At 36.2% G+C, this 25,580-nt stretch carries 24 protein-coding genes; 20 read left to right on the forward strand and 4 right to left on the reverse strand.

Annotated elements, in window-relative coordinates; all coding sequences use genetic code 11:
- The first annotated feature begins 95 nt into the window (after positions 1-95).
- The 6 genes from ezrA (at position 96) to AB3M96_RS17675 (ending at position 8,342) form a co-directional block, all read left to right on the forward strand.
- Positions 96-1,784 carry a septation ring formation regulator EzrA gene (gene ezrA / locus AB3M96_RS17650; protein ID WP_412968948.1) on the forward strand — a complete coding sequence of 563 codons (1,689 nt, stop codon included), beginning with the start codon at positions 96-98 and terminating at the stop codon, positions 1,782-1,784.
- Positions 1,785-1,933: 149 nt separating this feature from the next.
- On the forward strand, positions 1,934-3,076 hold the full coding sequence (locus tag AB3M96_RS17655; protein WP_412968949.1) for a cysteine desulfurase family protein: 1,143 nt from the start codon (positions 1,934-1,936) through the stop codon (positions 3,074-3,076).
- 5 nt (positions 3,077-3,081) lie between these two features.
- A complete protein-coding gene (gene thiI / locus AB3M96_RS17660; protein WP_412968950.1) occupies positions 3,082-4,287 on the forward strand; it encodes a tRNA uracil 4-sulfurtransferase ThiI in 1,206 nt (401 codons plus the stop codon).
- Positions 4,288-4,404: 117 nt separating this feature from the next.
- A complete protein-coding gene (locus AB3M96_RS17665) occupies positions 4,405-4,608 on the forward strand; it encodes an alpha/beta-type small acid-soluble spore protein (RefSeq protein ID WP_412968951.1) in 204 nt (67 codons plus the stop codon).
- Between the two features lie 174 nt (positions 4,609-4,782).
- Positions 4,783-6,363: an acyl-CoA synthetase MbcS gene (gene mbcS / locus AB3M96_RS17670; protein WP_412968952.1), complete on the forward strand. Its 1,581-nt coding sequence runs from the start codon at positions 4,783-4,785 to the stop codon at positions 6,361-6,363.
- A gap of 359 nt (positions 6,364-6,722) precedes the next feature.
- Positions 6,723-8,342 (forward strand): amidohydrolase, encoded by a 1,620-nt coding sequence (locus AB3M96_RS17675; protein WP_412968953.1) that lies wholly within the window; start codon positions 6,723-6,725, stop codon positions 8,340-8,342.
- Between the two features lie 37 nt (positions 8,343-8,379).
- On the opposite strand, the gene AB3M96_RS17680 is transcribed toward AB3M96_RS17675, so the two are convergent.
- The gene (locus AB3M96_RS17680) at positions 8,380-9,177 is read right to left on the reverse strand and encodes an NAD kinase (RefSeq protein ID WP_412968954.1); all 798 of its coding nucleotides are present in this window, start codon (positions 9,175-9,177) and stop codon (positions 8,380-8,382) included.
- Positions 9,178-9,347: 170 nt separating this feature from the next.
- Here AB3M96_RS17680 and sppA point away from each other — a divergent pair, with 170 nt between their 5' ends.
- The 9 genes from sppA (at position 9,348) to AB3M96_RS17725 (ending at position 17,228) form a co-directional block, all read left to right on the forward strand.
- A complete protein-coding gene (gene sppA, locus AB3M96_RS17685; RefSeq protein ID WP_412968955.1) occupies positions 9,348-10,361 on the forward strand; it encodes a signal peptide peptidase SppA in 1,014 nt (337 codons plus the stop codon).
- Positions 10,362-10,373: 12 nt separating this feature from the next.
- On the forward strand, positions 10,374-10,859 hold the full coding sequence (locus AB3M96_RS17690; RefSeq protein WP_412968956.1) for an RDD family protein: 486 nt from the start codon (positions 10,374-10,376) through the stop codon (positions 10,857-10,859).
- A 120-nt stretch (positions 10,860-10,979) separates the two neighbouring features.
- Positions 10,980-11,678 carry a DUF2953 domain-containing protein gene (locus AB3M96_RS17695; protein WP_412968957.1) on the forward strand — a complete coding sequence of 233 codons (699 nt, stop codon included), beginning with the start codon at positions 10,980-10,982 and terminating at the stop codon, positions 11,676-11,678.
- Between the two features lie 20 nt (positions 11,679-11,698).
- Positions 11,699-12,181 (forward strand): GerW family sporulation protein, encoded by a 483-nt coding sequence (gene ytfJ / locus AB3M96_RS17700; protein WP_412968958.1) that lies wholly within the window; start codon positions 11,699-11,701, stop codon positions 12,179-12,181.
- A gap of 176 nt (positions 12,182-12,357) precedes the next feature.
- Positions 12,358-12,858, forward strand: a complete 501-nt coding sequence (gene tpx, locus AB3M96_RS17705; RefSeq protein WP_412968959.1) for a thiol peroxidase — start codon at positions 12,358-12,360, stop codon at positions 12,856-12,858.
- A gap of 203 nt (positions 12,859-13,061) precedes the next feature.
- Positions 13,062-14,066 (forward strand): class I SAM-dependent methyltransferase, encoded by a 1,005-nt coding sequence (locus tag AB3M96_RS17710; RefSeq protein WP_412968960.1) that lies wholly within the window; start codon positions 13,062-13,064, stop codon positions 14,064-14,066.
- A gap of 437 nt (positions 14,067-14,503) precedes the next feature.
- Positions 14,504-15,691: an acetate kinase gene (locus tag AB3M96_RS17715; RefSeq protein WP_412968961.1), complete on the forward strand. Its 1,188-nt coding sequence runs from the start codon at positions 14,504-14,506 to the stop codon at positions 15,689-15,691.
- 163 nt (positions 15,692-15,854) lie between these two features.
- The gene (locus tag AB3M96_RS17720; RefSeq protein WP_412968962.1) at positions 15,855-16,685 is read left to right on the forward strand and encodes an EcsC family protein; all 831 of its coding nucleotides are present in this window, start codon (positions 15,855-15,857) and stop codon (positions 16,683-16,685) included.
- A gap of 6 nt (positions 16,686-16,691) precedes the next feature.
- Complete coding sequence (locus AB3M96_RS17725) at positions 16,692-17,228, forward strand: MogA/MoaB family molybdenum cofactor biosynthesis protein (protein WP_412968963.1); 537 nt, start codon at positions 16,692-16,694, stop codon at positions 17,226-17,228.
- A gap of 48 nt (positions 17,229-17,276) precedes the next feature.
- Here the strand turns inward: AB3M96_RS17725 and AB3M96_RS17730 are convergent, their stop codons facing one another.
- Entirely contained in the window at positions 17,277-17,591 is a 315-nt protein-coding gene (locus tag AB3M96_RS17730; protein ID WP_412968964.1) for a hypothetical protein, read from the reverse strand.
- A gap of 183 nt (positions 17,592-17,774) precedes the next feature.
- On the opposite strand from AB3M96_RS17730, the gene AB3M96_RS17735 reads away from it, so the two are divergent.
- Together AB3M96_RS17735 and argH are read left to right on the forward strand one after the other, a co-directional pair.
- The gene (locus AB3M96_RS17735) at positions 17,775-18,986 is read left to right on the forward strand and encodes an argininosuccinate synthase (protein WP_412968965.1); all 1,212 of its coding nucleotides are present in this window, start codon (positions 17,775-17,777) and stop codon (positions 18,984-18,986) included.
- Positions 18,983-20,359 (forward strand): argininosuccinate lyase, encoded by a 1,377-nt coding sequence (argH, locus tag AB3M96_RS17740; protein ID WP_412968966.1) that lies wholly within the window; start codon positions 18,983-18,985, stop codon positions 20,357-20,359. The genes AB3M96_RS17735 and argH overlap by 4 nt, the downstream gene beginning before the upstream one ends.
- 112 nt (positions 20,360-20,471) lie before the next feature.
- Here the strand turns inward: argH and AB3M96_RS17745 are convergent, their stop codons facing one another.
- Positions 20,472-20,921 (reverse strand): universal stress protein, encoded by a 450-nt coding sequence (locus tag AB3M96_RS17745; RefSeq protein WP_412968967.1) that lies wholly within the window; start codon positions 20,919-20,921, stop codon positions 20,472-20,474.
- A 303-nt stretch (positions 20,922-21,224) separates the two neighbouring features.
- On the opposite strand from AB3M96_RS17745, the gene ald reads away from it, so the two are divergent.
- Complete coding sequence (ald, locus tag AB3M96_RS17750; protein WP_412968968.1) at positions 21,225-22,346, forward strand: alanine dehydrogenase; 1,122 nt, start codon at positions 21,225-21,227, stop codon at positions 22,344-22,346.
- Positions 22,347-22,509: 163 nt separating this feature from the next.
- Positions 22,510-23,247 carry a hypothetical protein gene (locus AB3M96_RS17755; RefSeq protein WP_412968969.1) on the forward strand — a complete coding sequence of 246 codons (738 nt, stop codon included), beginning with the start codon at positions 22,510-22,512 and terminating at the stop codon, positions 23,245-23,247.
- Between the two features lie 37 nt (positions 23,248-23,284).
- Here AB3M96_RS17755 and AB3M96_RS17760 read toward each other — a convergent pair whose 3' ends face one another.
- A complete protein-coding gene (locus tag AB3M96_RS17760) occupies positions 23,285-24,379 on the reverse strand; it encodes a M24 family metallopeptidase (RefSeq protein ID WP_412968970.1) in 1,095 nt (364 codons plus the stop codon).
- Positions 24,380-24,595: 216 nt separating this feature from the next.
- Here AB3M96_RS17760 and AB3M96_RS17765 point away from each other — a divergent pair, with 216 nt between their 5' ends.
- On the forward strand, positions 24,596-25,276 hold the full coding sequence (locus AB3M96_RS17765; protein WP_412968971.1) for a metal-dependent hydrolase: 681 nt from the start codon (positions 24,596-24,598) through the stop codon (positions 25,274-25,276).
- Positions 25,277-25,580 lie beyond the last annotated feature (304 nt).

Raw genomic sequence — 25,580 nt, forward strand, 5'->3', positions numbered from 1 at the left:
TTTTCACTTCATGTTATGAGTAGATGTTTTAGGTGCGGTTACACCGGGATAAATTTTAGAATGATAGATGATTCGTGGAGCAAGGGGGCCAAGTTATGGAAATCATAATCGGCATAATACTAGTAGTGGGTGGAATTGCAATATATGGATTCTATTCAAGGAAAAAAATATATAAAGCCGTAGATAAACTCGAGGCCTGGAAGATTGATATGATGAATCGGCCTGTAACGGATGAGATTTCTAAGGTGAAAGAGTTAAATATGACTGGCCAAACAGAAGAATTGTTTGAAAAGTGGAGAAGGCAATGGGATGAAATTGTAACTGTTTCATTACCAGATGTTGAGGAACTATTGTTTGATGCTGAAGATTATGCTGATAAGTATCGATTTTCTAAGGCGAAACGTGTACTAAGTCAGATCGAAGCTATTTTAAATGATGCAGAAAATAATATTTCAGTCATACTAGATGAATTAAAGGATTTAGTGGGTAGTGAAGAAAAAAACCGAACTGAAGTAGACGAGTTAAATAAGCTCTACCGAGAATTAAAGAAGACTTTATTGGCACATCGGCATACTTTTGGAAGAGCTGAGATTAAGTTAGAAATAAAACTGGATGATGTTAATGATAAATTTAAGGACTTTGAGGAAGCAACTACCAATGGGAATTATCTTGAAGCAAGAGAGGTTGTATTGGTTATAAAGGACAGCTTGGCTGTTACTCAAGTCCAAATGGATGAGATTCCACATATTTTACAGGAGTGTCAAAGTATACTGCCTAACCAACTGGATGAAATACATGAAGGATATAGTCAGATGGGGAATGATGGGTACTTACTTGAACATATTCAAGTAGATAAAGAAATTGAGAGAATGAGAAAGCAATTAGCCAACTTCATCACACTTACTGAAGAGTTAGAATTAGACGAAGTGAAAAATGGAATCGAAGAAATTAGAGAATCAATAGAAACTTTATATGACTTATTGGAGAAGGAAGTAAAGGCAAATCAATTTGTTGCTACTGAGGTTGACAAAATCGAAGAAGATTTACATCTATTAGTTGAAGGTAGCAAAAAGACGGAAGAGGAAACGGCTTTTGTTCAACAAAGTTATCATCTTACTGAACAGGATTTGGAAAGACACCGTAACATTGTAAAACAAATTAAACAATTGGTTAAACAATATGTAGCAGTTCAAACTAAGTTAGAAGAAGACCAAGTAGCGTATTCGTTGGTAAGGGCAGAGCTGGAGAAAGTGTATGAAGATATTCAAGAAGTGAAAGAAGATCATCTAAACTATTCCGAGATGCTTCAAACTCTTCGTAAAGACGAGCTACATGCAAGAGAACAAATTTCAAAAATGAAAAAAATGTTAATTGACTCGAAAAGAACTATTGCTAAGAGTAACATACCTGGACTTCCACCAAAGTATATGGAACTTATGTCTGAGTCAAATGTAAGTTTAAGTCAAGTAATGGCAAGATTGGAAGAGAAACCGCTCAATATGTCAGCTGTAAATCAAGCTCTACAAGAAGCACTCGATCTCGTAACCAAAACATTTGAGACAACAGAAGAGATGATTGATCAAGTTTATCTTGCAGAGAAGGTAATTCAATATGGAAATAGATACCGCAGTAAAAATTACAGAATTGCGAGCAGTTTAATTGAGGCTGAGCTTTCATTTAGAAATTACGATTATGCATTAGCACTTGAACAAGCAGCAACTGCTATTGAAGATGTTGATCCTGGTGCATTAAAGAAAATTGAAAAACTTTTAGAGAAAGAATAATAAGGGCCTGCTAAGGCCTTTATTTTTTTGCGTTTAGGTAGATAGAATTGTTTTTCTTACAAAACAATAGTATGGTATGATTTTGATGCAATCAAAAGATAGATATTGACCAAATTGAATAATTTTCTGCCCTATGTGAGGTGAAATATATGATATATCTTGATAATAGTGCGACGACAAAACCATTTGAAGAAGTAATTGCATCCTATACAAAAGTGGCAAGTTCCTATTTTGGAAATCCCTCTTCACTTCATGGAATTGGTGGACAAGCTGAAAAGCTTCTAAGTCAGGCGCGCAGTCAGGTTGCAAGTCTGCTGGGAACAAAACCTCAGGAGGTCTATTTTACTTCTGGAGGCTCTGAAGGGAATAATCTAGCTATTAAAGGGATTGCACTACAATATCAATCTAGAGGCAAACACATTATTACAACTTCAATTGAGCATCCGTCTGTAAGTGAAGCATGTTATCAACTTGAAGAATTAGGGTTCGAAATTACGTATCTTCCTGTAGATAATAATGGAATGGTTTCTATAGTAGACCTAGAAAATGAAATAAGAGATGATACAATACTTGTTTCTGTTATTCATGTTAATAACGAGGTTGGAGCGATTCAACCTATAGAAGAAATTGGACGCATGTTAGAAAAATATCCTAAAATTACATTTCATGTGGATCACGTGCAGGGAATTGGAAAAGTACCACTGGATATATATAAAGCAAATATTGATTTGTGCACCATCTCTGCCCATAAGTTTAACGGTCTAAAAGGCACAGGGGTGCTTTATATACGTCAGGGTATTAGATTAAAGCCACTAATTGCTGGTGGAGAACAAGAAATGATGGTTCGAGCTGGGACGGAAAATGTGGCAGGCTTTGTGGCACTGTCAAAAGCCTTGCGTCTTACTTTACAGGATAAAGAAGAGAAGATTACCTATCTTACACATTTAAAAGAGTCAATTATTAATGAGTTAGTTAAGATAGAAGGAGTATCAATTAATACCCCTTATAAAAAGAGTGCTCCACATATTATTAATTTTTCTATCGAAGGGCTAAAGCCAGGGGTGTTTGTTCATTTATTAGAAGAAAAAGAAATCTATGTTTCAACAACTTCTGCATGCTCCTCGAAAAAGAATTTACCAAGTAAAACAATACTTGCCATGGGTCGTTCAAAAGGGTTAGCAAATAGTTCTATTCGAATAAGTTTATCAGCTCAAAATCGCTTTGAAGATGTCTCTATTTTGATTGAAACCATTCAAGGTGCATTAGAAAAACTGAAAAATGTAATGAGGTAATAGTTATGGAATATGATCATATTTTAATAAGATTTGGAGAAATCACAACAAAAGGAAGAAACCGTGGTCGTTTTATTAATAAGTTGACCAGGAATATTCAAGTAAAGCTTACAAAGTATGAAAAAATACGCTTTGAGAAAACTCGCGATCGGATCTATATAAAACTAAATGGTGACCCTCATGAGGAAATAATGGACAATTTAAAAACAATTATTGGGATTCAATCGTTCAGCCTTGCTATGAAAACGGAAAGTGAACTAACTCAAATTAAACAAGGAGTATTAGCTGCATTATCACAATTGGAGTATAAAGATAAGACGTTTAAAATTAGTACCAAAAGGTCTGATAAGACATTTCACCTAGATACTAATGAATTAAACTATGAACTGGGTAGCCATCTTTTAAAAAGTGTTGAAGGATTACGTGTTGACGTACATAACCCTGATATAGACATTCGGGTTGAGGTGCGTCAGGAAGCAACATATATCACATTTAAAGACGAACTGGGAGTAGGTGGCCTACCAGTTGGTGTAAGTGGTAAAGCAATGCTTATGTTGTCAGGTGGATTGGACAGTCCGGTTGCCGGCTATTTGTCCATGAAAAGAGGACTTGAGATCGAAGCAGTTCATTTCTTTAGTCCCCCATACACAAATGAGAGATCAAAGCAAAAGGTCATTGACCTAGCACAGCAACTTACAAATTTCTCAGGCTCTATTAAGTTGCATATTGTACCATTCACAGAGATTCAAGAAGTGATACAAAAGCAGGTTCCGGAAAACTACTCGTTGATCTCAACAAGAAGAATGATGCTTCGCATTACTGATGCGATACGACAACAACATGATGGATTGGCAATTGCAACCGGTGAAAGTTTAGGCCAGGTTGCAAGTCAGACATTAGATAGTATGTATGTAATTAACAATGTTACATCGACTCCAATCATTAGACCGCTAATATCAGCAGATAAAACCCAAATAATTAATATAGCAAAAAAGATAAACACTCATGATATTTCCATACGTCCTTTCGAGGACTGTTGTACCATTTTTGCTCCAGCTGCACCAAAAACAAGACCAAAATTGGAAAAGGTTACGTATTACGAAAGTTTCGTGGATTTTGAAAGCTTAATCCAAAAAGCTGTTGAACATACAGAAACTCTTGTGTTTACCTATGAGAGTGCTAATGATAACGATCTTGATGATTTGTTTTAACTAGTAAGCTGTATCTTGTTAGAAAATCGTGTAATTGTTGTGAAGAATTACCAACTACTAAAATGAATGATGCCATGTGTTTTTACACAATATATACTCACAAGGAGGTGAAAGCACATGGCAAACAACAACAATAGTAATCAACTTCTAGTAGCTGGTGCTCAACAAGCAATCGACCAAATGAAATACGAAATTGCACAAGAGTTTGGTGTAAACCTTGGTGCAGATACAACTTCTCGCGCTAACGGTTCTGTTGGTGGAGAAATTACTAAGCGTTTAGTATCTTTCGCTCAACAAAATATGAGTGGCGGTTCTTTCTAAAAATAAAAAATAGATGGCTACAAGGACGGGAGAAATCCCGTCCTTTTTATGTTTTTAAATATTTATGACCTGGTAATAAAACTTACTCATAAAAAATTCACAGATATCCACCCAAACTCATTAAAATTTTTGTATAATTAGAAATATAAATAATAATAACTGGGAGGAAAAATCATGAAAAGAGAAGATTTAATTGCACCAGTAAATTATAACTTAGTACAAGAAGTTGAAAAGTTTGCTACGAATCCTGAAAAAGTTGCCTTAAAGTGGGAAGATGAACAAGGTAATAAAAAAGAAATTACATATATAGAGTTATTAAAAAAAGTAAATAAAGTAGGTAATGTGTTTAAAGAAAAAGGTTTGAAAAAAGGAGATACTGTCCTAGTAATCATTCCACGTCTTTTAGAGGCTTATATGGTTTACCTTGGTGCATTAAAGGCTGGATTAGTTGTCATTCCAAGTTCTGAATTGTTACGTACAAAAGATTTACAATATCGTATTTCTCACGGTGATGTTAAGGCTGTCATTAGTTATTTTCCATATATCGAGCAGTTTACTGAGATTGATAAAAATGACTTGCTGGCATTTTCAATTGGAGAAATAGTTCCCGGTTGGATATCTTTAGATAAGGAGATGGAATCAGTAAGCGAGGAATTTGAACGAGCAGCAACGACTCGTGACGATACTGCTTTTTTATCTTATACATCTGGAACTACTGGAAATCCAAAAGGTGTTGTTCATACTCATGGATGGGCATATGCACACTTAAAAACAGCAGCTGCACATTGGTTAAGTATTAGTGAGACAGATACAGTATGGGCAACAGCTGGTCCGGGTTGGCAAAAGTGGATTTGGAGTCCGTTTTTATCAGTATTAGGTAGTGGTGCAGCCGGGTTTGTTTTTTATGGTAAATTTGATCCTAATAAATATCTTGAGCTACTTAGTCAATATCAAATAAATGTTTTATGTTGTACACCTACAGAATACCGTCTTATGGCAAAAGTAGATAATTTATCGGAGTACAAGCTTCCGCATTTGCATAGTGCTGTTTCAGCGGGTGAACCATTAAATCGCGAGGTAATAGATACTTTTAAGAGAGAATTTGGTATTGAAGTACGTGATGGTTATGGACAGACAGAGAATACATTATTAGTTGGTGTATTGAAGGGGATGGAAATCAAACCTGGCTCGATGGGAAAACCAACCCCAGGTAATCATGTTGAAATAGTTGATGAATTTGGTAAACCATGTGCAGTTGGTGAAGTAGGAGATATAGGAGTACATATTGATACTCCAGCATTGTTTAAGGAGTACTATAAAGACTCTGAGAGAACTAAGATGCAGTTCCGGGGGGACTTTTATATTACTGGAGACAAAGCAAAAAAGGATGAAGACGGTTATTTTTGGTTTGAAGGTCGTGGGGATGATATTATCATTAGCTCGGGGTATACAATTGGGCCATTTGAGGTGGAGGATGCTCTCGTTAAGCACCCTGCAGTTAAAGAATGTGCAGTAGTGGCAAGTCCTGATGAGATACGTGGCCATATCGTAAAGGCATATGTTGTTTTACGAGATGGAATTGGTGCTAATCAAGAAAGTTTAGTAAAGGAACTTCAAGATCATGTAAAACAATTAACAGCGCCTTATAAGTATCCAAGGAAAGTTGAGTTTGTTGAGGATTTGCCAAAAACAACATCTGGTAAGATTAGAAGAATAGAACTTAGACAGCATGAAGCTAATAAAGCAAGAGCGTGATAAGCAGCAGGCAGATAGTAAATTTACTATCTGCCTTTTTAGAAATGATAAGAATGTATAAAGATTTTAACTGAATTCTCGATGTCTAGCTCCAGCGCCTAGCCCCTCGAGGTCGCTTCACCCCTCCTGCGGCGGCAACACTAAGGAATGCTTCGTGAGCATAAGCCTCGCAGAAAAATTGCTTTAGCAATTTTTAGAGCCTCCTCGTCAGGGTTTCGACGCACAGGACGTGCTAGTGCCGGCGTTGCCACAGGACGTGGCACGTTAGCCGGCCAGCGCTTTTCGGGGCTGACCAAGGCGCTTGCGCTTTTCTTATGATAAGGTAGTAAGGAAAAATCTTCTAGGTAAGGATTGATTCTATGGGAACGTTATGGACTGGTGGACAAGCTTATACTTTCGTAAAAGAAAATGAAAAAGTGGAAGCAGTGTTTGTAGAAAATGGAATCATAATTGCAACAGGGCAGGAAGCTGTGTTGAGAAAACAATTTCAAGATAGAGTGAAACATGTCGTTGATATAGTAGGATGCACAATGTATCCGGGATTTGTAGATAGTCATATGCATATCATTGGGCATGGAGAGAAACTAATGAAACTGGATTTCTCTGAAATGACTACTTCCCATCAACTTATAGATGCCATTAAAGAACATGTGAGTAAGGCAAATAAAGGTGAATGGATAACAGGAGAAGGATGGAATGAAAATATCCTCCCAGATCAAAAAATTTTCAAACGAGAAGAATTAGATGAGCTTTCACCTAACAATCCGTTGGTGTTAAAGAGAATTTGCAGGCATGCTATAATTGTAAATTCTACAGCTTTAGAATTAGCTGGTATTACGGATGAAACTCCAGATCCTGTTGGGGGAGTTATAGTTAGAGATGAAGCAGGAAAAGCAACAGGCTATTTAAAGGATAGAGCACAGGACTTAGTAATGGATGTAATACCTACAGTTTCTGAAGACTATTTAAAACAAGCCCTGACTCTATCAATTAAAAATTGTTTAGAACTAGGACTAGTAGGTGCACATACAGAGGACCTACATTATTATGGAGGATTTCACCGAACATTTCATGCTTTTCAACAAGTGATAGATGGACAAAAAGTAAAATTCAGAACAAATTTACTGGTTCATCATGAAGCGGTTGATGACATGCACCATGATGGTTACTCATATAAAGATGGAACAGAATTCGTCGAATTTGGGGCTATGAAGATATTTGCTGATGGTGCGTTAGGTGGAAGAACAGCTTTATTAAGTCAACCTTATAATGACTCTCCTGATACATCTGGAGTTGCTATTCATAGTTTACAGGAACTGAAAAGTCTTGTGAAAAAGGCGAGGGAATATAAAATGCCAATCGCAGTTCATGCCATTGGAGACTTAGCATTTGAATATGTTATAGATGTAATTGAGGAGTACCCGGGAATAAGTGGGCAAAGAGACAGACTAATTCATGCGCAAATTTTGAGAAAGGATTTGATTGAACGAGCAAAAAATTTACCAATTATCTTGGATATTCAGCCAAGGTTTGTAGTATCAGACTTCCCATGGGTTATTGATAGAATTGGAGAAGAAAATTTTTCTTACTGCTACGCATGGAAAACTCTTTTAAAAGAAGGCTTTCACTGTGCCGGTGGCTCTGACGCACCTATTGAACCTGTTAACCCTCTTCTAGGTATTCATGCAGCCGTGACACGAAAGAATCCAGATGATAAGGATAGTGGTAGTTATATACCTAAGGAGACACTTTCAATGTTTGAAGCGATAAGTTTATTTACTACAGGAAGTGCTTATGCCATTGGACAGGAAGATCGAATGGGAAAGATAGCCCCTGGGTATAAGGCGGATTTTACTATACTAGATAAAGACCTATTTTCAATTCCTGAAGATGAAATAATAGATGTTAAAGTAATGAAGACTGTAGTAGACAATACAATCATGTTTGAAAGAAAAAGAAAAGCAAATAAAGCAATGTAAAACGGAAGGGCCAAACCTGTGCTTGGCCCTACATCTTCTATAAAAATGTACGTTTTACTTTCTCCCAAAATGAATTATCTTTTAGTTTTACAGTTTTTATTCTTTTTTCACTCAGTTTAATTTCAATTTGCTGTACATTTCGAATACTAAGTGCTTCATTATCCATTCCGATAGTCGGAAAGTCATTGCCATCCTGAACATCTTTTAAGACTAACTTTCTAGTATCACTTAAAATAAAAGAAGATCCCAATGTTCTGTATTGATTATTATTTAAAGAGGCAAGTTCACTTACTTGCATGCATGGAAGTAGCGGGTCAACAACTGCACCATTTACAGACTTATTATAGGCGGTGCTACCAGTAGGTGTGGAGATAATCAAGCCATCCCCTCTGAATGTCTCAAAATGCAAATCATCAACATACACTTCAAGAACCAAGGTCTTAATAATTGCTGAGCGAATTGAACATTCGTTTAGACAGTAAAATGACGGATTGTCGTCAACCTTTACCTCAATCGTAGGATATCGACGTACTTCGATTAACTCATTTTTCATTGCTTCTAGCATCTTTTCAGTATCGTCCGCATGGAAATCACAGTAAAGATTAAGCGAACCTGTTGTTGAAATACCGGCATAAAGATAATCTTCTCTAAAGTTAGTCTTTCGAACTGCCTGTAAAAAGGTACCATCCCCACCAATACTAACAATAACATTTGCTTTTGCATGGTCCTCAACCACTGTAAATTGATTCTCATCCGCCAATTTATGTAGTTTTTTTACATATTCTATTGTATCATCCTCTTTTTTATAGAAAAAATAAACATTACGACGATTCATATGTTCTCCTCCTTCATTATCTATCTCATAAAGTAAAATAACTAAAAACTATCTGTTACAATTAGTAATTGGTAAAAGTGTAACATTATTTTGAAACTATTTGGAAAGTCATTCGTATTTATTTTTGAACATTATTTGAATAGTATCCACACAATTAGGAGGAATTTTAAATGAATGGGAAGCGTTGGGCAGCATTAGGAATAGCTGCTGTCATATTTGTTTTTTCAATTATCTTCAACGTAGCAACTAATTTAGCATCGAATAATTTTAGTAGTTTTTCTGACGAACTCTTTGCAGCAGCTGACGACGAGTTTTTAGAAAACATTATTGTTGAAGGTAAGGGGACAGATAAGATACTTGTCTTGCATGTTGATGGGGTGATACAGGACACAGGGGAAGATGTTACCTCCTTTTTTCAAACAGCCGGTTATCAGCACCGCTCTTTTCTCAAGATGATTGAGCAGGCAGAAGAAGACTCAAGTATTAAGGGAATTATTCTTAAAATAAATTCACCTGGTGGCGGTGTTGTAGAAAGTGCAGAAATACATAAGAAGCTAAATGACTATAAGGAATCTACAAAGAAACCAATTTATGTTTCTATGGGTGCAATGGCTGCCTCAGGGGGGTATTATATTTCTGCACCTGCAGATAAAATATATGCAACTCCTGACACTATGACTGGTTCATTAGGCGTAATTATGCAAGGGATTAATTACAGTGGTCTTGCTGAGAAATATGGTGTTAAATTTGAGACCATAAAAAGTGGTCCATACAAGGACATTATGTCCGCAAGTCGAGAAATGACAGATGATGAACGAAAGATCATGCAAGACATGGTTGATAATGCCTACCAAGGGTTTGTAGATGTAATTGCAAGCGGTCGAAATATGAGCGAAGGCAGAGTGCGGGAAATAGCAGATGGCCGTATTTATGATGGGCGCCAAGCAAAAGAAATTGATTTAATAGACGAGTTAGGATTTTTTGAGGACACAATTGAAGGAATGAAGAAGGATCATAACTTAGAAAATGCATCGGTTGTTGAATATAGTGCTAATTACGGGTTTGGTTCTTTATTTACAATGAGTGCTAAAAAATTATTCGCAGAGGACATCGAAATGGCTACTCTGGTACACCTTTTGTCACAGCCTAACTCACCACGTATGATGTACTTATATGCAGAGTAGGGGGGACTAAAAATGGATCTAACTAGTGAAGGTTTACCAAATGAATATGTAAATGATAATAATAGTCAACCTCTTACACAAGCAAGTATTAGGTACTCAGGATTTTGGATGCGTTTTTGGGCATATTTGCTCGACTTGATTGTAATTGGAAGCCTGAACCGTATTCTTATTTACCCGGTATTTAGAGCTCTAGACATATCAGCAGATAAAGATGAGATATTTAGTGCTGCTACTATTGTAACTGCAATTGTTTTTTATTTGTACTTTATTCTTTTAACGAAGTTTTTTGGGCAAACTCTTGGAAAAATGGTTTTTGGACTAAGAGTTGTTTCATTAAACGAAAAGCCGCTCACTTGGCAAACCGTTATCTTCCGAGAATGGATAGGACGATATATATCAAAACTGTTTTTTATTGGCTATATCATAGTTGCGTTCCTTCCAAAGAAGCAAGGAATACATGATATGTTTGCAGATACAACGGTAATTCATGAAAAATAATTGTATGGGATAGGAACTCTGTTTCCTATCCTTTTTTATTTACACGTAAAACCCTATGTGCTTTTTTGTTTATTTTATTAGTTAAAAGGCGATAATGGTACATTGAAAGGGTGTGAGTGCGTGAAATGGCTATTACTTATTTTTATAATCTTAATACTTATCCTCCTTCTAATTGCCATTACTAAATTAACCATATATATAGATTTAAATCACTCACAAGATGATGATCGCATTAAAATAAAATTCAGTATTTGGTTTGGACTCCTTAGATATACCATAAAAATACCGATGGTCAAAGTTGATGAAGATACACCAAGTATTGTTTTTAAAGAAGAAAAGAAGGCAAATGTTCAAGAACAGAAATCAAAGAAGAAAAAGAAATATTCTTTCAGTGAATTCTTAGGAAGTATCCAGGATTCAAGAACTATCTTAGAGCGGGTAATTGGTATGACAAGCATTATAAAGGACTTTATATCTAAAATCACCATTTCAAAGCTTGAGTGGCACAGTCATATAGGTGTTGGAGACGCAGCCCATACAGGGGTATTAGCAGGTCTCGGCTGGTCAATAAAAGGTACCTTGGTAGGATTAATTAGTAACTATATGAAACTAAAGGCACATCCTGAATATTCTATAACTCCTTCCTTTCAAAGAGCTGTTTCTGAAACTAAGCTTGTATGCATGTTTCACTTTCGAATCGGGCATGCTATGGTAGCAGGAATCAGATTGATTAAAAAGTGGAGAGGTGGAGTACCGAGGTTCAAATCCCCACTTCTTTCAAAATTGAACGGTACAGATTCTAATAAAAAATCAGTGTAGAGAGTCAGGAGGAATTAGATATGTCTGAACATCCAATACAGGGTTTAATGACGACTGCGATGGAAAACTTAAAACAAATGATTGATGTTAATACAATCATCGGAGACCCTGTTGAAACACCTGATGGAAGCGTGATTCTTACGGTTTCAAAGGTAGGCTTTGGGTTTGCTGCGGGTGGTAGTGAATTTAAAACTCAAGGTGGGGGTGGAAAAGATAGTGAAGATAGTGAGGGTGGAAAACAAAACTCAAAACTTCCATTTGGTGGAGGTAGCGGGGGTGGAGTATCCATCACACCAATTGCTTTCTTAATTGTAAGTTCTCAGGGTGTAAAAATGCTCCATTTAGATGAGAGTACGCATTTATTCGAAAAATTACTTGATTTAGCTCCTCAAGCTGTAGAAAAAATCCAGCAAATGATGAAAAAGAGCAACCAGGGACAAGGACATAACAAAGATCAAGGACAAAATAACCAGGATAGTTCTAAGCAGGACTTTGATATATAGTCTAAAAAGTTAACTGTATAAAGTGTACAGTTAACTTTTTTACTGCAATAAAAAGGATTTATTAATAAAAATATAGAACTTTTCAATGTAGAGTTAATATTCATAATGATTGCATTCGACTCCAATTATGGATATCATTTACACTGTGTATACATATTTTAAGGGAGGATTTTATTATGGCGAATGTTACTTTTAAGGGAAATCCAGTTACTTTATTAGGTTCTGAAGTGAAAGTAGGAGATAAAGCACCAGACTTTACAGTACTTGCAAATGATTTATCGCCTGTAACACTTGCAGATTCAAAAGGCTCTGTACGTTTAATCAGTGTGGTTCCATCACTGGATACAGGTGTTTGTGATGCTCAAACGCGTCGTTTTAACGAAGAAGCGTCTACTCTTGGTAATGTAAAAGTATTAACTGTTAGTGTTGATTTACCGTTTGCTCAAAAGCGCTGGTGTGGTGCGAATGGAATTGAAAACGTTCAAACTCTTTCAGATCACCGAGACCTATCTTTTGGAGAAGCATACGGTGTTGGGATTCAGGAGCTTCGTTTATTAGCACGTGCAGTATTTGTAGTTGATTCAACTGATACAGTAGCATATGTAGAATATGTACCTGAAGCAACTGATCATCCTAATTATGAAGCAGCTTTAGAAGCAGCTAAAGCAGCAAAATAATTACTTGAATAAGTACAGTCACCCCAATTATGTAATTGGGGGTTTTTGTTTTTATTGTGTGTAATGATAAACACGGGCGTCTCATTATTTGAACTTAACGGATGAATCTTCTAAAATAGAGTGATACATAGCAGGGACAATAGTAATCTATATTGCCAATTAAAAGTATTGAATAAGTAGTTGAGGAAGAAGGAGTTAACAGAATGGAACAACTATCTACTATGGAAAAGTTATTCACGGTATTTGATAATACAGCAACCTTATTACAAGAGGAATTGGGGTGCTCTTATTTAGAAGCTGTAGCTGAAACAGGGGAAAATATTTTTCAAAACACAATTCTGCAACAAGATGAAATAAGCGAGTTGTCAAAAAAAAGGTTGGAAAAAGAATACAGTAACGTTAACCTAAATCGTACGAACGTCGAAGAAATTCGAAAAGCGTTTCAACTTGCTATATTAAAAGGAATGAAGCAAGCTACCCAACCTAACCACCAAATGACACCTGATGCAGTAGCAATATTTATGGGGTACTTAGTTTCAAAATTTACAGAACAACGAAAAGAGTTTACAATCGCTGACCCTGCAGTTGGAACTGGTAACCTGTTAACATCTATTTTGAATCAAAATTTATCAAAGGAAATAGAAGCTTACGGTATTGATGTTGATGATTTATTAGTAAAATTAGCATTTGTAAGTGCTAATTTACAACAGCATTCAATTCAGTTATACAATCAAGATAGTCTACAGCCTTTATATATTGATCCTATGGATATTGTTGTTTGTGATTTACCAGTTGGTTACTATCCAAACGACATTGGAGCAGCGGGTTACGAGCTTCGTGCAAAAGAAGGGCATTCTTATGCACATCATCTTTTTATTGAACAGAGCTTAAAATATACAAAAGAAGGCGGCTATTTATTGTTTTTGGTACCTAATCATTTATTTACTAGCGAACAAGCTAAGGACCTTAATGCATATTTAAAAGAAAATAGTATAATTCAAGGTATGATTCAGCTTCCATTATCTTTATTCAAAGATGAAAAAGCTGCAAAAAGTATATTTATACTCCAGAAAAAAGGCAAAGATGTAAAGGTACCGAAACAAGCATTATTAGTAGACTTACCGAAGTTTTCAAATAAAGTTGCGATGTCAGGAATTATCGACCAAATTGACACTTGGTTCAAAAATGAAAAAAATAATAGTAAATAATAAATTCCACTTGTAGGCTTGCTTTAATAGAGGTCTGCGGGTGGTTTTTTTGTGATTGATGAATCATACAAGTGTTGTGTTTAAAGAGGTAAAAGTTAGGAGTGATGAAAGCCCTGAGGTAGAATTGAGCGCTGGTGAGGTCACTAATAGAGGTGATAAAGCCTTGAAGTAGAAGAGCAATAGATTGAGGTCACTATGTTCAATAAGTCTGAAACGTAAAAAAATCTCCCTATTAATTCCTTATCTGAAAGTTCATTTTGTTTGAATATAACAACTTTATGGCGAAAACGGTACCATTTGGGCTTTACTCTTGAAATGGTTTTGACACGATGTTTAAATGAAAAAGGTATATATGAAAGATTGTCGTTTTGCATAGAATAATGTAGAGGACATACATACACCTTAGAAATAGCAAGAAAAAAAGGAGCGTAATATATATGGCGAAGGTAATTGCTATAAATGCAGGAAGCTCTTCATTAAAATTTCAATTGTTTGAAATGCCTAGTGAAGAAGTAATAACTAAAGGAATCTTTGAACGAATAGGTCTTGAAAAAGGTATTTTTACGATCTCTGTTGGAGATGAAAAACAAACAACGGAAATTGAAATACCAGACCATTCTGTAGCTGTAAAAATTCTACTTTCAAATCTTACTGAGTTAGGAATCATTAAGTCTCTAGACGAAATTGAAGGTATTGGACATCGGGTTGTCCATGGGGGAGAATCCTTTGCTGATTCTGCATTGATTACTGATGAGGTATTAAAGGAAATTGAAGCACTATCTGAGTTAGCACCATTACACAATCCAGCAAATGCGACAGGTATTAAAGCTTTCCAAGAAGTACTACCAAATGTACCAGCAGTGGCAGTATTCGATACTGCTTTCCACCAAACAATGCCAGAAAAATCTTTCTTATATAGTCTTCCGTATGAATATTATAAAGAATATGGTATTCGTAAATATGGTTTCCACGGTACTTCTCATAAGTATGTATCTGAGCGAGCAGCAGAGCTGTTAGGAAGACCTGTTGAGCAACTCCGTTTACTATCATGTCACCTTGGTAATGGGGCAAGTATTGCTGCTATCGAAGGTGGTAAATCAATTGATACATCAATGGGCTTTACACCTCTTGCTGGAGTAACAATGGGAACACGTTCTGGTAATATTGACCCTGCGTTAATTCCATATATTATGGAGAAAACAGGAAAAACTGCTGATGAAGTACTAGATGTACTGAATAAAGAGAGTGGTATGCTTGGTGTATCTGGATTCTCAAGTGATTTACGTGATATTGAGCAGCATGCAAATGAAGGTAACAAGAGAGCTGAATTAGCATTAGAAGTATTTGCAAGCAGAATTCATAAATACATTGGATCATATGCTGCTAGAATGCATGGTATTGATGCAATTATCTTTACTGCGGGTATTGGCGAAAACAGTGACACAATTCGTGCTAGAGTATTAACAGGATTAGAATTTATGGGTGTGTACTGGGACCCGGCTCTAAATAAAGTTAGAGGTAAGGAAACATTTATTAACTACCCACATTCTCCTGTAAAAGTTATTGTCATTCCGACAAATGAAGAAGTTATGATCGCACGTGATGTAGTGCGTCTCGCAAAATAACAACTGAACCAATAACTATATTTTTTTAGGGGTTACTGAACATTTAGTTTAGTAACCCCTTCTTATTAGAAAATCAAACTATGCCTTATATTTGGGGATTCTTTCTCTAAAGGCTCTTTATGTTATAATACCTATAAGATATTTATGGGAACGGAGGATTATTATGGAATTTACAGAGCGTGAAGAAAAGGTTTTACTCGAAATAGAAAAATGGGTTGGACAGTTTCAAATGTATGAAACTACAGACTTTGAAATGACGTATGATAAATGGTTAGAGAACTCTCTGGCGTTAATTCCTGAAAATGTTCGAACTGAATTCTTTGCTAAAATAGACAACTGGTTATTTCATCTTCATGCTATCCTCCAAGGAACGCAAATTCAAATGGATGCAAGACAGAGACTACTAACCTCAGCTAGAATTTTTAACCAGGATATTGAGGAAATTACAGAACTTAAAAACTTAAGCATTGATCAGCTAACATATCTGGCTGAGCATCAAATTGCTAAGCACCGGTTATATTCACTTGCTCATGGTGGACTGTCTGGAACAGGTGGATTTGTTTTATTGGGTACTGATATACCAGCCATTACAATACTTAATTTACGAATTGTACAGCTAATCGCAACTACATACGGTAATGAAGTAAATACACCTTATGAAATGATGAACTCCTTAAAGGTATTTCACGCTGCAACTTTACCAAAAAGAATGCGGTATCAGGGGTGGAATACCCTCGTGGATGATATAGACAATTCTTATAATCAATTTATTTACGAAGGTACCGAGGAATTAACAAATGAGACATGGCTTGAACTTCCTTTAAAACATATTTTGAAAGCTGTTACCATTTCACTATTACGTAAGAAAGTGATACAAGGTGTGCCACTTATTGGTATGGCTATTGGAGCAGGAATGAATTATCAATTAACAAGGCAAGTAAGTGAATTTGCCCATAATTACTACCGGTTACGTTTTTTAAAGGAGAAGGAGTAACAAAAAATGAGTCTAGATGAACATAAAAAAGAGGCACCAAAACGAGTCAACTGTAAAGTTATTACCGTTAGCGATACACGAACACCAGAGACTGATAAAAGTGGGCAGTTGATGATGTCATTGTTAAAAGAACATGGCTATTCAGTTATTGACTACGATATTGTCAAAGACGAAGAAGCCTTTATTAGAGCAGCAATTGTCACCGGTACTGAACGAAGTGATGTTGATGTGGTTTTAACAAATGGTGGAACGGGAATAGCTAAGCGAGATGTTACGATCGAAACAGTTGCTAAGCTTTTAGATAAGGAAATTGTTGGTTTTGGGGAATTATTTAGGATGCTCAGCTACACTGAGGATATTGGTTCTGCAGCAATCCTTTCAAGAGCTATAGCAGGAGTGAGTAATGATACGGCGATATTTTCTACACCTGGGTCAACAGGCGCAGTAAAACTTGCTATGTCTAAACTAATTCTTCCAGAGCTTGGACACGTAGTTAAAGAAATAAAAAAGGATATATATAGGTCTAATCATTCTTCTGATTAGACCTTTTCTTATTATGATTAAAATTTCAACCACATTACATTTTCACAATCATTGATGAATTTTAGCAGACATACCTTGGTTCATTCGGTACCAAATCCATAAGTCATTAATTACCGAGGCACATTCGGAAATTTCATTGTTTAATTGACAGGAACGAACAAAGTCTTGCTCATTTCCGAGTTGCTCTTGTTTTGTATTAATCACCTGTTCAATTTCAGCAATTCGATCAGGAATATGGCCCCTAATCTTTTCCCATTTAAATAAAATTTGTTGTTGGACATCCTCTGAATACTCCTCCCATTCTTTTTCTAAATGGGGTAAGCGAATACCAAGGCGTTCATCATATATAAAAAGGTCCTCCATTTTATCCACTCCTATGAACTACTGCTACTATTTTACAATACTAGTAGTTTGTATGCCATTTAAAATCCATATTAATTTTTCTCATAAAATTCTATTGAAAAAATACAAAAGAGTTGTTAAAGTTATACATTATGTATAAATATAAATTATATTGAATTATTATTCGTAAGGGAGATAATTGAAATGACTAAAAAGAAGATTGTTTTGGCATATTCAGGTGGATTGGATACAAGTGTTGCAATTAAATGGTTACAAGAGCAGGGGTATGATGTAGTTGCATGCTGCTTGGATGTTGGGGAAGGAAAAGATCTTCAATTTGTGAAAGAAAAGGCACTCAAAGTAGGAGCTGTATCATCATATGTAATTGATGCAAAAGAAGAATTTGCGAATGAATATGCTTTGGCTGCGTTACAGGCACACACACTTTATGAAGGTAAATACCCTTTGGTGTCTGCTTTATCTCGTCCTTTAATTGCTAAAAAATTGGTTGAGGTTGCAGAAAAAGAAAATGCAGTTGCTGTAGCACATGGATGCACTGGAAAAGGAAATGACCAAGTACGATTTGGGGTTTCTTTCCACGCACTAAACCCAGAGTTAGAAGTGATTGCACCAGTTCGTGAATGGAAATGGTCTCGTGAAGAAGAAATCGAGTACGCTAAACAGCATGATATACCTATTCCTATTAACCTTGATAGTCCATTTTCAATTGACCAAAACCTTTGGGGACGTAGTAATGAATGTGGTATTTTAGAGGACCCATGGGCTGCTCCACCTGAAGAAGCTTACGATTTAACTGTTTCTATTGAGAATGCTCCTGATACTCCTGAAATCATTGAATTGGGATTTGACCAGGGTGTGCCTAAGACGATTAATGGTAAAGAATATTCACTAGCTGAACTTATTCTTGAACTAAATCAAATCGCGGGAAAACACGGGGTCGGTCGTATTGATCACGTAGAAAATCGATTAGTTGGAATAAAATCTCGTGAAGTGTATGAGTGTCCTGGTGCTATTACTCTACTTAAAGCACATAAGGAGCTTGAGGATATCACTCTAGTAAAAGAGGTTGCGCATTTCAAGCCGGTAATCGAACAAAAGCTAACAGAATTAATTTATAACGGACTGTGGTTTTCTCCACTAAAGGATGCCCTACTTGGTTTCTTAAAAGAAACACAAAAAACAGTAAATGGTACAGTACGTGTTAAATTATTTAAGGGTCATGCAATAATTGAAGGTCGTAAATCAGCAAATTCTTTGTATGACGAGAAGCTTGCTACGTATACTTCTGATGATGAATTTGATCATAATGCAGCTGTTGGGTTCATTTCGTTATGGGGTCTACCGACAAAGGTAAATAGTATTGTAAATAACAGCTCTAAGAAGGTTGAAGTATGAAAAAACTGTGGGGAGGCAGATTCACCAAGAGTGCGGAGCAATGGGTGGATGAATTCGGAGCATCCATTTCCTTTGACCAGGAATTAGTAAAAGAAGATATTGAAGGTAGTATTGCTCATGTAACAATGCTTGGGAAGTGTGGCATTCTTGCGGATGAGGAAGTCTCTAAAATCAAAAATGGGCTAATTATCTTACTAGAAAAGGCAAGAAATAATGAACTACACTATTCAGTTGCTAATGAGGATATCCACCTTAATATTGAAAAGCTGTTAATTGATGAAATCGGACCAGTTGGTGGTAAACTTCATACTGGAAGAAGTCGTAATGATCAAGTTGCAACGGATATGCATTTATATCTTCGTCATCAATTGGAAGAGATAATTGAGTTATTGAATGAACTGCAGAATGCGATTGTCAAACAAGCCAATAATCACGTTGAAACAATCGCACCAGGTTATACACATCTTCAAAGAGCACAACCCATTTCTTTTGCACACCATTTACTGGCTTATTATTGGATGCTTGAAAGAGATAAAGAACGATTACAGGATTCAATGAAACGGATAAATATGTCACCCCTTGGTGCTGGAGCATTAGCAGGTACGACTTTTCCGATAGATCGGCACTACAGTGCAGAGTTGCTGGGTTTTGAAAGTATCTATGAAAATAGCATTGACGCAGTAAGTGACCGGGACTTTATTGTGGAATTTTTGAGTAATAGTTCACTTATAATGACTCATTTATCAAGATTCTGTGAGGAATTAATACTTTGGTCTACCCAGGAATTCCGTTTTGTTGAAATTGATGATGCATTTGCTACAGGTAGTAGCATCATGCCACAGAAAAAGAATCCGGATATGGCTGAATTAATTCGTGGAAAAACAGGGCGTGTATACGGAAATTTAGTTGGATTACTTACAGTCCTGAAAGGCACGCCATTAGCATATAATAAAGACATGCAAGAAGATAAAGAAGGAATGTTTGATACCGTTAAGACCGTCAAAGGATCGCTCCAAATATTTGCAGGTATGATTGCAACAATGAAAGTAAACTCCGAGATATTGGCTAAGGCAGTTCAAAGAGATTTTTCAAATGCTACCGAGCTCGCAGATTATCTTGCTTCAAAAGGGTTGCCATTTAGGGAGGCACATGAAGTTGTGGGGAAGCTTGTGTTAACTTGCATTGAACGTGGAGTCTATTTAGCTGATTTACCAATTTCAGTCTTTAAGGAATCATCAGTACTTTTTGAAGAAGACATTTTTGAAGTGTTAATGCCTGAGACAGCGGTTTCCCGTAGAAGAAGTGCTGGGGGTACAGGATTTGACGAAGTCAGAAGAGTGCTAAAAAAGATAGAAGAAACAAAAAAATCGTGAGCTGCTCACGATTTTTTTGTTTGGCATAAAATTCTTTCCTATCTGCACAAGTGCAACTACGCCTCTGCTGTCGCCTAAAGGCTCGGCAATCGGCGAGTTTTCTAATAACTCTTTATAAATTTTTTTCGGTTCTTACTACTAGAACATCGCATTTTGCATATCGAGTAATATGTTCAGAAACGCTTCCCATCAAGAAACGTTCAACTGCGTTTAGACCAGTTGCCCCGCAAATAATTAACTCTGCGTTATGTTTTGGAGCGATTTCCTTAGCAATTTTCACCTTAGGTGAACCATATTCAAGGTCAGTTATAACATTTTTTATTCCAGAATCAATTGCTAGGTTTTTATATTCAGCTAATAGTTGCTCACCATATTCTTCAGATCGTTGACTTATATTGAAGTCGTACGCTGAGATAGATGCAAATTGTTTTAAATCAATTATATGAGTTATCACTAAATCTGCATCATTCCTTCTACAAACCTCAATTGCCTTTTTTAAAGCCCATTCAGATTCTCTAGAACCATCTACAGCTACAAGAACTTTTTTATAGGTGAGTCCCATAACCTTAGCCCCCTAGTAAGGAATATTTATCTTTCTACTTAAAGTATAGCACTGTATACCTAGTGTAAATTAAGGGATAAATGAAGATATCGTGAACTTTTTCGCTATTTTTTTAGAGTACTTTTTGGAGAAGAGTCGAAAAATGTAAGTGTTTACATTGTTGCTATTAAAGGACTTTTTCTTTTTAAAAAATTAGTAGAAAATTGTACAATAATTTGTGTTTTGGTGTTATAGTAAATACGTTCTTATATTTACATATTTTTGTAACAATTCAGTAGAAAAAGAATAGAGGAGTGTTTTGTAATGCGTATTGGTGTACCTAGAGAAATTAAAAATAATGAAAACCGTGTTGCGATGACACCAGCTGGTGTAGTGAACTTAGTTAGCTTTGGCCATGAGGTATTTATAGAAACAAATGCTGGAGTAGGCTCAGGATTTACTGACGAACAATATATAGAAGCTGGAGCTACGATTGTTGAAACTGCTAGTGAAGCTTGGTCAATGGATATGGTTATGAAAGTAAAGGAGCCTCTAGCAGAGGAATATACATATTTTAGAGAAGAATTAATCCTATTTACATACCTTCACTTAGCTCCAGAACCTGAATTAACAAAGGCATTAGTTGAGAAAAAAGTAGTTGGACTAGCTTATGAAACTGTTCAACTTCCAAATCGCTCTCTTCCATTACTAACTCCTATGAGTGAAGTAGCAGGAAGAATGGCATCACAAATAGGTGCACAATTCCTTGAAAAACCAAAGGGTGGAAAAGGGATTCTATTAGCAGGTGTTCCAGGAGTTCAAAGAGGAAAGGTTACCATTATCGGTGGTGGGGTTGCAGGTACGAATGCTGCTAAAATGGCGATTGGACTTGGTGCGCAAGTGACAATCATTGACCTGAATCCAGAACGTCTTCGCCAATTAGATGATATTTTTGGTTCGGATATTACTACGTTAATGTCAAATCCTCTTAATATAGCAGAGGCTGTGAAAGAGTCAGATCTTGTTATCGGTGCAGTTTTAATTCCAGGAGCTAAAGCTCCAAAATTGGTAACAGAAGAAATGATTCAATCTATGGCGCCAGGCTCTGTTGTCGTTGATATTGCAATCGACCAAGGTGGGATTTTTGAAACTACAGACCGTATAACTACACATGATGACCCAACGTATATAAAGCATGGAGTAGTTCATTATGCAGTTGCTAATATGCCTGGAGCAGTTCCGCGGACTTCAACAATGGCTTTAACAAATGTAACGGTTCCTTATGCTTTACAAATTGCGAATAAAGGCTACAAGCAGGCTTGTCTTGAAAATGAAGCTCTCTTAAAAGGAATTAATACCTTGGATGGTTATGTAACGTATAAGGCAGTTGCTGAAGCTCATGGTACATCCTATTCAGATGCAAAATCTCTTTTAGACAATCAATAAACAGTACAGGGATACCTTTTTAAGGTATCCTTTTTTTCTTCAATACTAATTGGCCCACTTTAATCCTCCTTCATTGTCACCAATTGTGGAATATAAAAATAATATAAAAGATGAGTTACTGATCAGGGATAAAGTCTAATCAAATGTAAAGGAGTGCAAGAAGGTGAGTTCATCAGTTTTTTTTAATGGATCATTAGCACCCTATGTATTTCGTCCAACCCCCTCAACAAGCGAAGATGTTAACCAACCTACCTTTTATTCAAATTATGTGACAGAGAATATACAGAAACAGGAGAAATATATTGAAACGCTTAGAGAATATATGAAGAGCAACGAACAACTAATAAAAAGTTTAGCTAAGGAACAAAAAGGACTACAAAATGAATTTTTTATGTATGAAAATTCGCAAAAGGAAAATGTCGATAGGCTATCAAGAAAAGTAACAGAGCAAAAAAGTTTATTGGAGGTTTTGGTTGGCTTTATGAAGAAACAAGAAAAAATTAATGAATCAGCAGCCAAGGAAAGTGGAGAGCATAAAGAACAGCTTGAGATCCTTCAAAAAATTGTACAAAATCAGGAGACTTTTAATAATAAGGTTTCAGAAAATATTACCCTTGTAAAAGAGCAGTTTGCTGAAATATTGGCTACAATGAAAGAACAAGAACTTATAAAAGAAAGTATCTCAAGAAATTTCGAAGCAAATGAAGAACGTGATCAAGAAATGATTGATTTTATAAAAGAACAAAAAGAGCTATTTTATAATGTATTAGCCAGTTTGCAAGATAACAAGGAACACTATGATATTTTATTTGATTATGTACGTAACCAAGATAATTTTAATCACAAGCTTTTTGAATATCTATGTTCGAAATTTGAAAAGGAAGAAGAAACAGTAAACTAAAGAAAGGACCTCCTTATGCGATAGGAGGTCCTTTTGATTATTTTACTAGTAATTCTTTTGGGAATTTTGTAAGTGTTTCTGCACCATTAGAAGTAATAATCATATCATCCTCAATTCGAACCCCACCAATTTCAGGTACATAAATTCCAGGTTCAATTGTGAATGACATGCCTTTTTGTAAAAGCATATCGTTCGTTTCGTTCATTGATGGGAACTCATGCACATCAATTCCTAGTCCATGGCCAATTCGATGAGTAAAATAGTAACCGTAACCGGCATCTGAAATAATAGTACGAGCTGTCCGATCGATATCTCCGACTCTTATACCTGGCTTACATGCCTCTACAGCTGCTAGCTGTGCTTTAAGGACAGTGTTATAAACTTCAGTTTGTGCTTCAGAAACGTGGCCAAAAGCAACTGTTCTCGTAATATCTGAGCAATATCCGTCAAGTACCACACCTAAATCAAATAAAACAAGGTCACCCTTTCTTATAGGATCAAGGCCTGGTTTACCGTGTGGAGCTGCGGTTTTTAAACCAGTTAATACCATTGTGTCGAAGGACATTTGACGAATCCCTTTTTTCTTTAGTTCGAATTCAATTGTTGCAAGTACATCTAGTTCCGTCTTTCCCTCGGCTATTGCTGCAACTCCAACTTCTACACCAAAGTCAGCAAGCTTTGCAGCTTCTTTCAAAATGGCAACTTCCTTATTTTCTTTAATCATCCGAAGCATGTGAAGTTTTTCCTCAGCTGATACAAGTTCGACACTTGGATATAATTCTTTTACTTTTTCAAATCGGTCTACTGTTAGATGTTCCTTCTCAAGAGCTATTTTTGAAATGGCAAGGTTACGCTTTGAAAGTGATTTTTGAATTAACTCCCACGGGTTATCGGTATCACTAAACCCAATGATCTCGTATTGCCATCCAGCACTTCTCGCTTGGGATACTTCCATATTTGGACAGATTAAGATAGGTTCCTCATCCTGAAAAACAAATAATCCTAAAAGTCTTTCATGGGGTTCTGTATAAAAGTTGGTTAAGTAAAATACATTTGGTGTAGATGTGATAAAACCACATGATATATCTTTCTCTTTTAGCCAGTTTGAAACCTGCTGTAAGCGTTGATTCATTTTAGATACACTTCCTTTGGCTTTAATTTATGTATCAGACGGTAGTGGGACCACCGAATAGATAATTTAAGAGTAGCAAGTAAGAATAAAATTGTAAACGACCAACCGTTTGTAATTACAAGGTAAAGGGTATAAAAGTATATGTAAAAGAAGGAAAGCTTGGTATGTAAAACGAACTAATAATAAAGTAATCTCATAGGAAGGGGAGAACAATTCATGAAAGTATCTTATCATGGACATTCAGTTGTAAAAATTGTATCAGAGGGAAAAACAATCCTTATTGACCCATTTATTACAGGTAACAGTCTCACCGATTTAAAAGCTACTGAGGTATACGCTGATGTAATCCTGCTGACTCACGGCCACAATGACCATGTAGGAGACACGGTAGAGCTTGCTAAACGTAATGCAAGTTTAGTAGTGGCACCTAACGAATTAGCCGTATATCTTGGATGGGAAGGTTTAAATGTTCATCCAATGCATATTGGTGGTTCTCGTCAATTTGACTTTGGAAAAGTTAAGTATACACTTGCATTCCATGGATCGAGCTATCAAACTGAAAATAATGAACTGATTTATACAGGAATGCCGGGTGGAATTTTATTTACTGCTGAAGGAAAAACAATTTATCATGCAGGAGATACTGCGCTATTTTCAGATATGAAACTGATTGGAGAACTAAATGAAATTGATATAGCATTTCTACCGATTGGGGATAATTTTACAATGGGTCCAGAAGATGCTCTAATCGCTGCTGAGTGGCTAAAAGCAAAGGTTGTTGTACCGATTCATTATAATACATTCCCAGTCATTGAACAGGATGCTGCTGACTTTGTTTCAAGGCTAACATCATCTGAGGGAAAAGTAATGGCACCAGGAGATGTAATAGAGTTATAAACAGAAAATAATGTTAAAAATATATTTTTTTTCTGTTATGTAATTCATAGTAAGATTCACTTGTTTTTAAAACGGTTATTTTAAGTTGAATATTTATTTTACAGGGGGGATTGGAGCGCATGGTACGAGACTCCTCGAAAATGCATTGCATTTTCTTCGTGCGTGGGATAATTCAAAGGAGCAATTCAAAGTCCTGCGGGAAGGTCAAAAGGAACGTCTACTAACGACCGCCACGTCCTGTGGCTAACGTAGACGTCAGCACATCCTCGAAAATGCTATGCATTTTCTTCGTGCGATGCTTATG

This window comes from Ferdinandcohnia jepli (assembly GCF_047246645.1).
Taxonomy (GTDB): Bacteria; Bacillota; Bacilli; order Bacillales; family Bacillaceae_L; genus Ferdinandcohnia.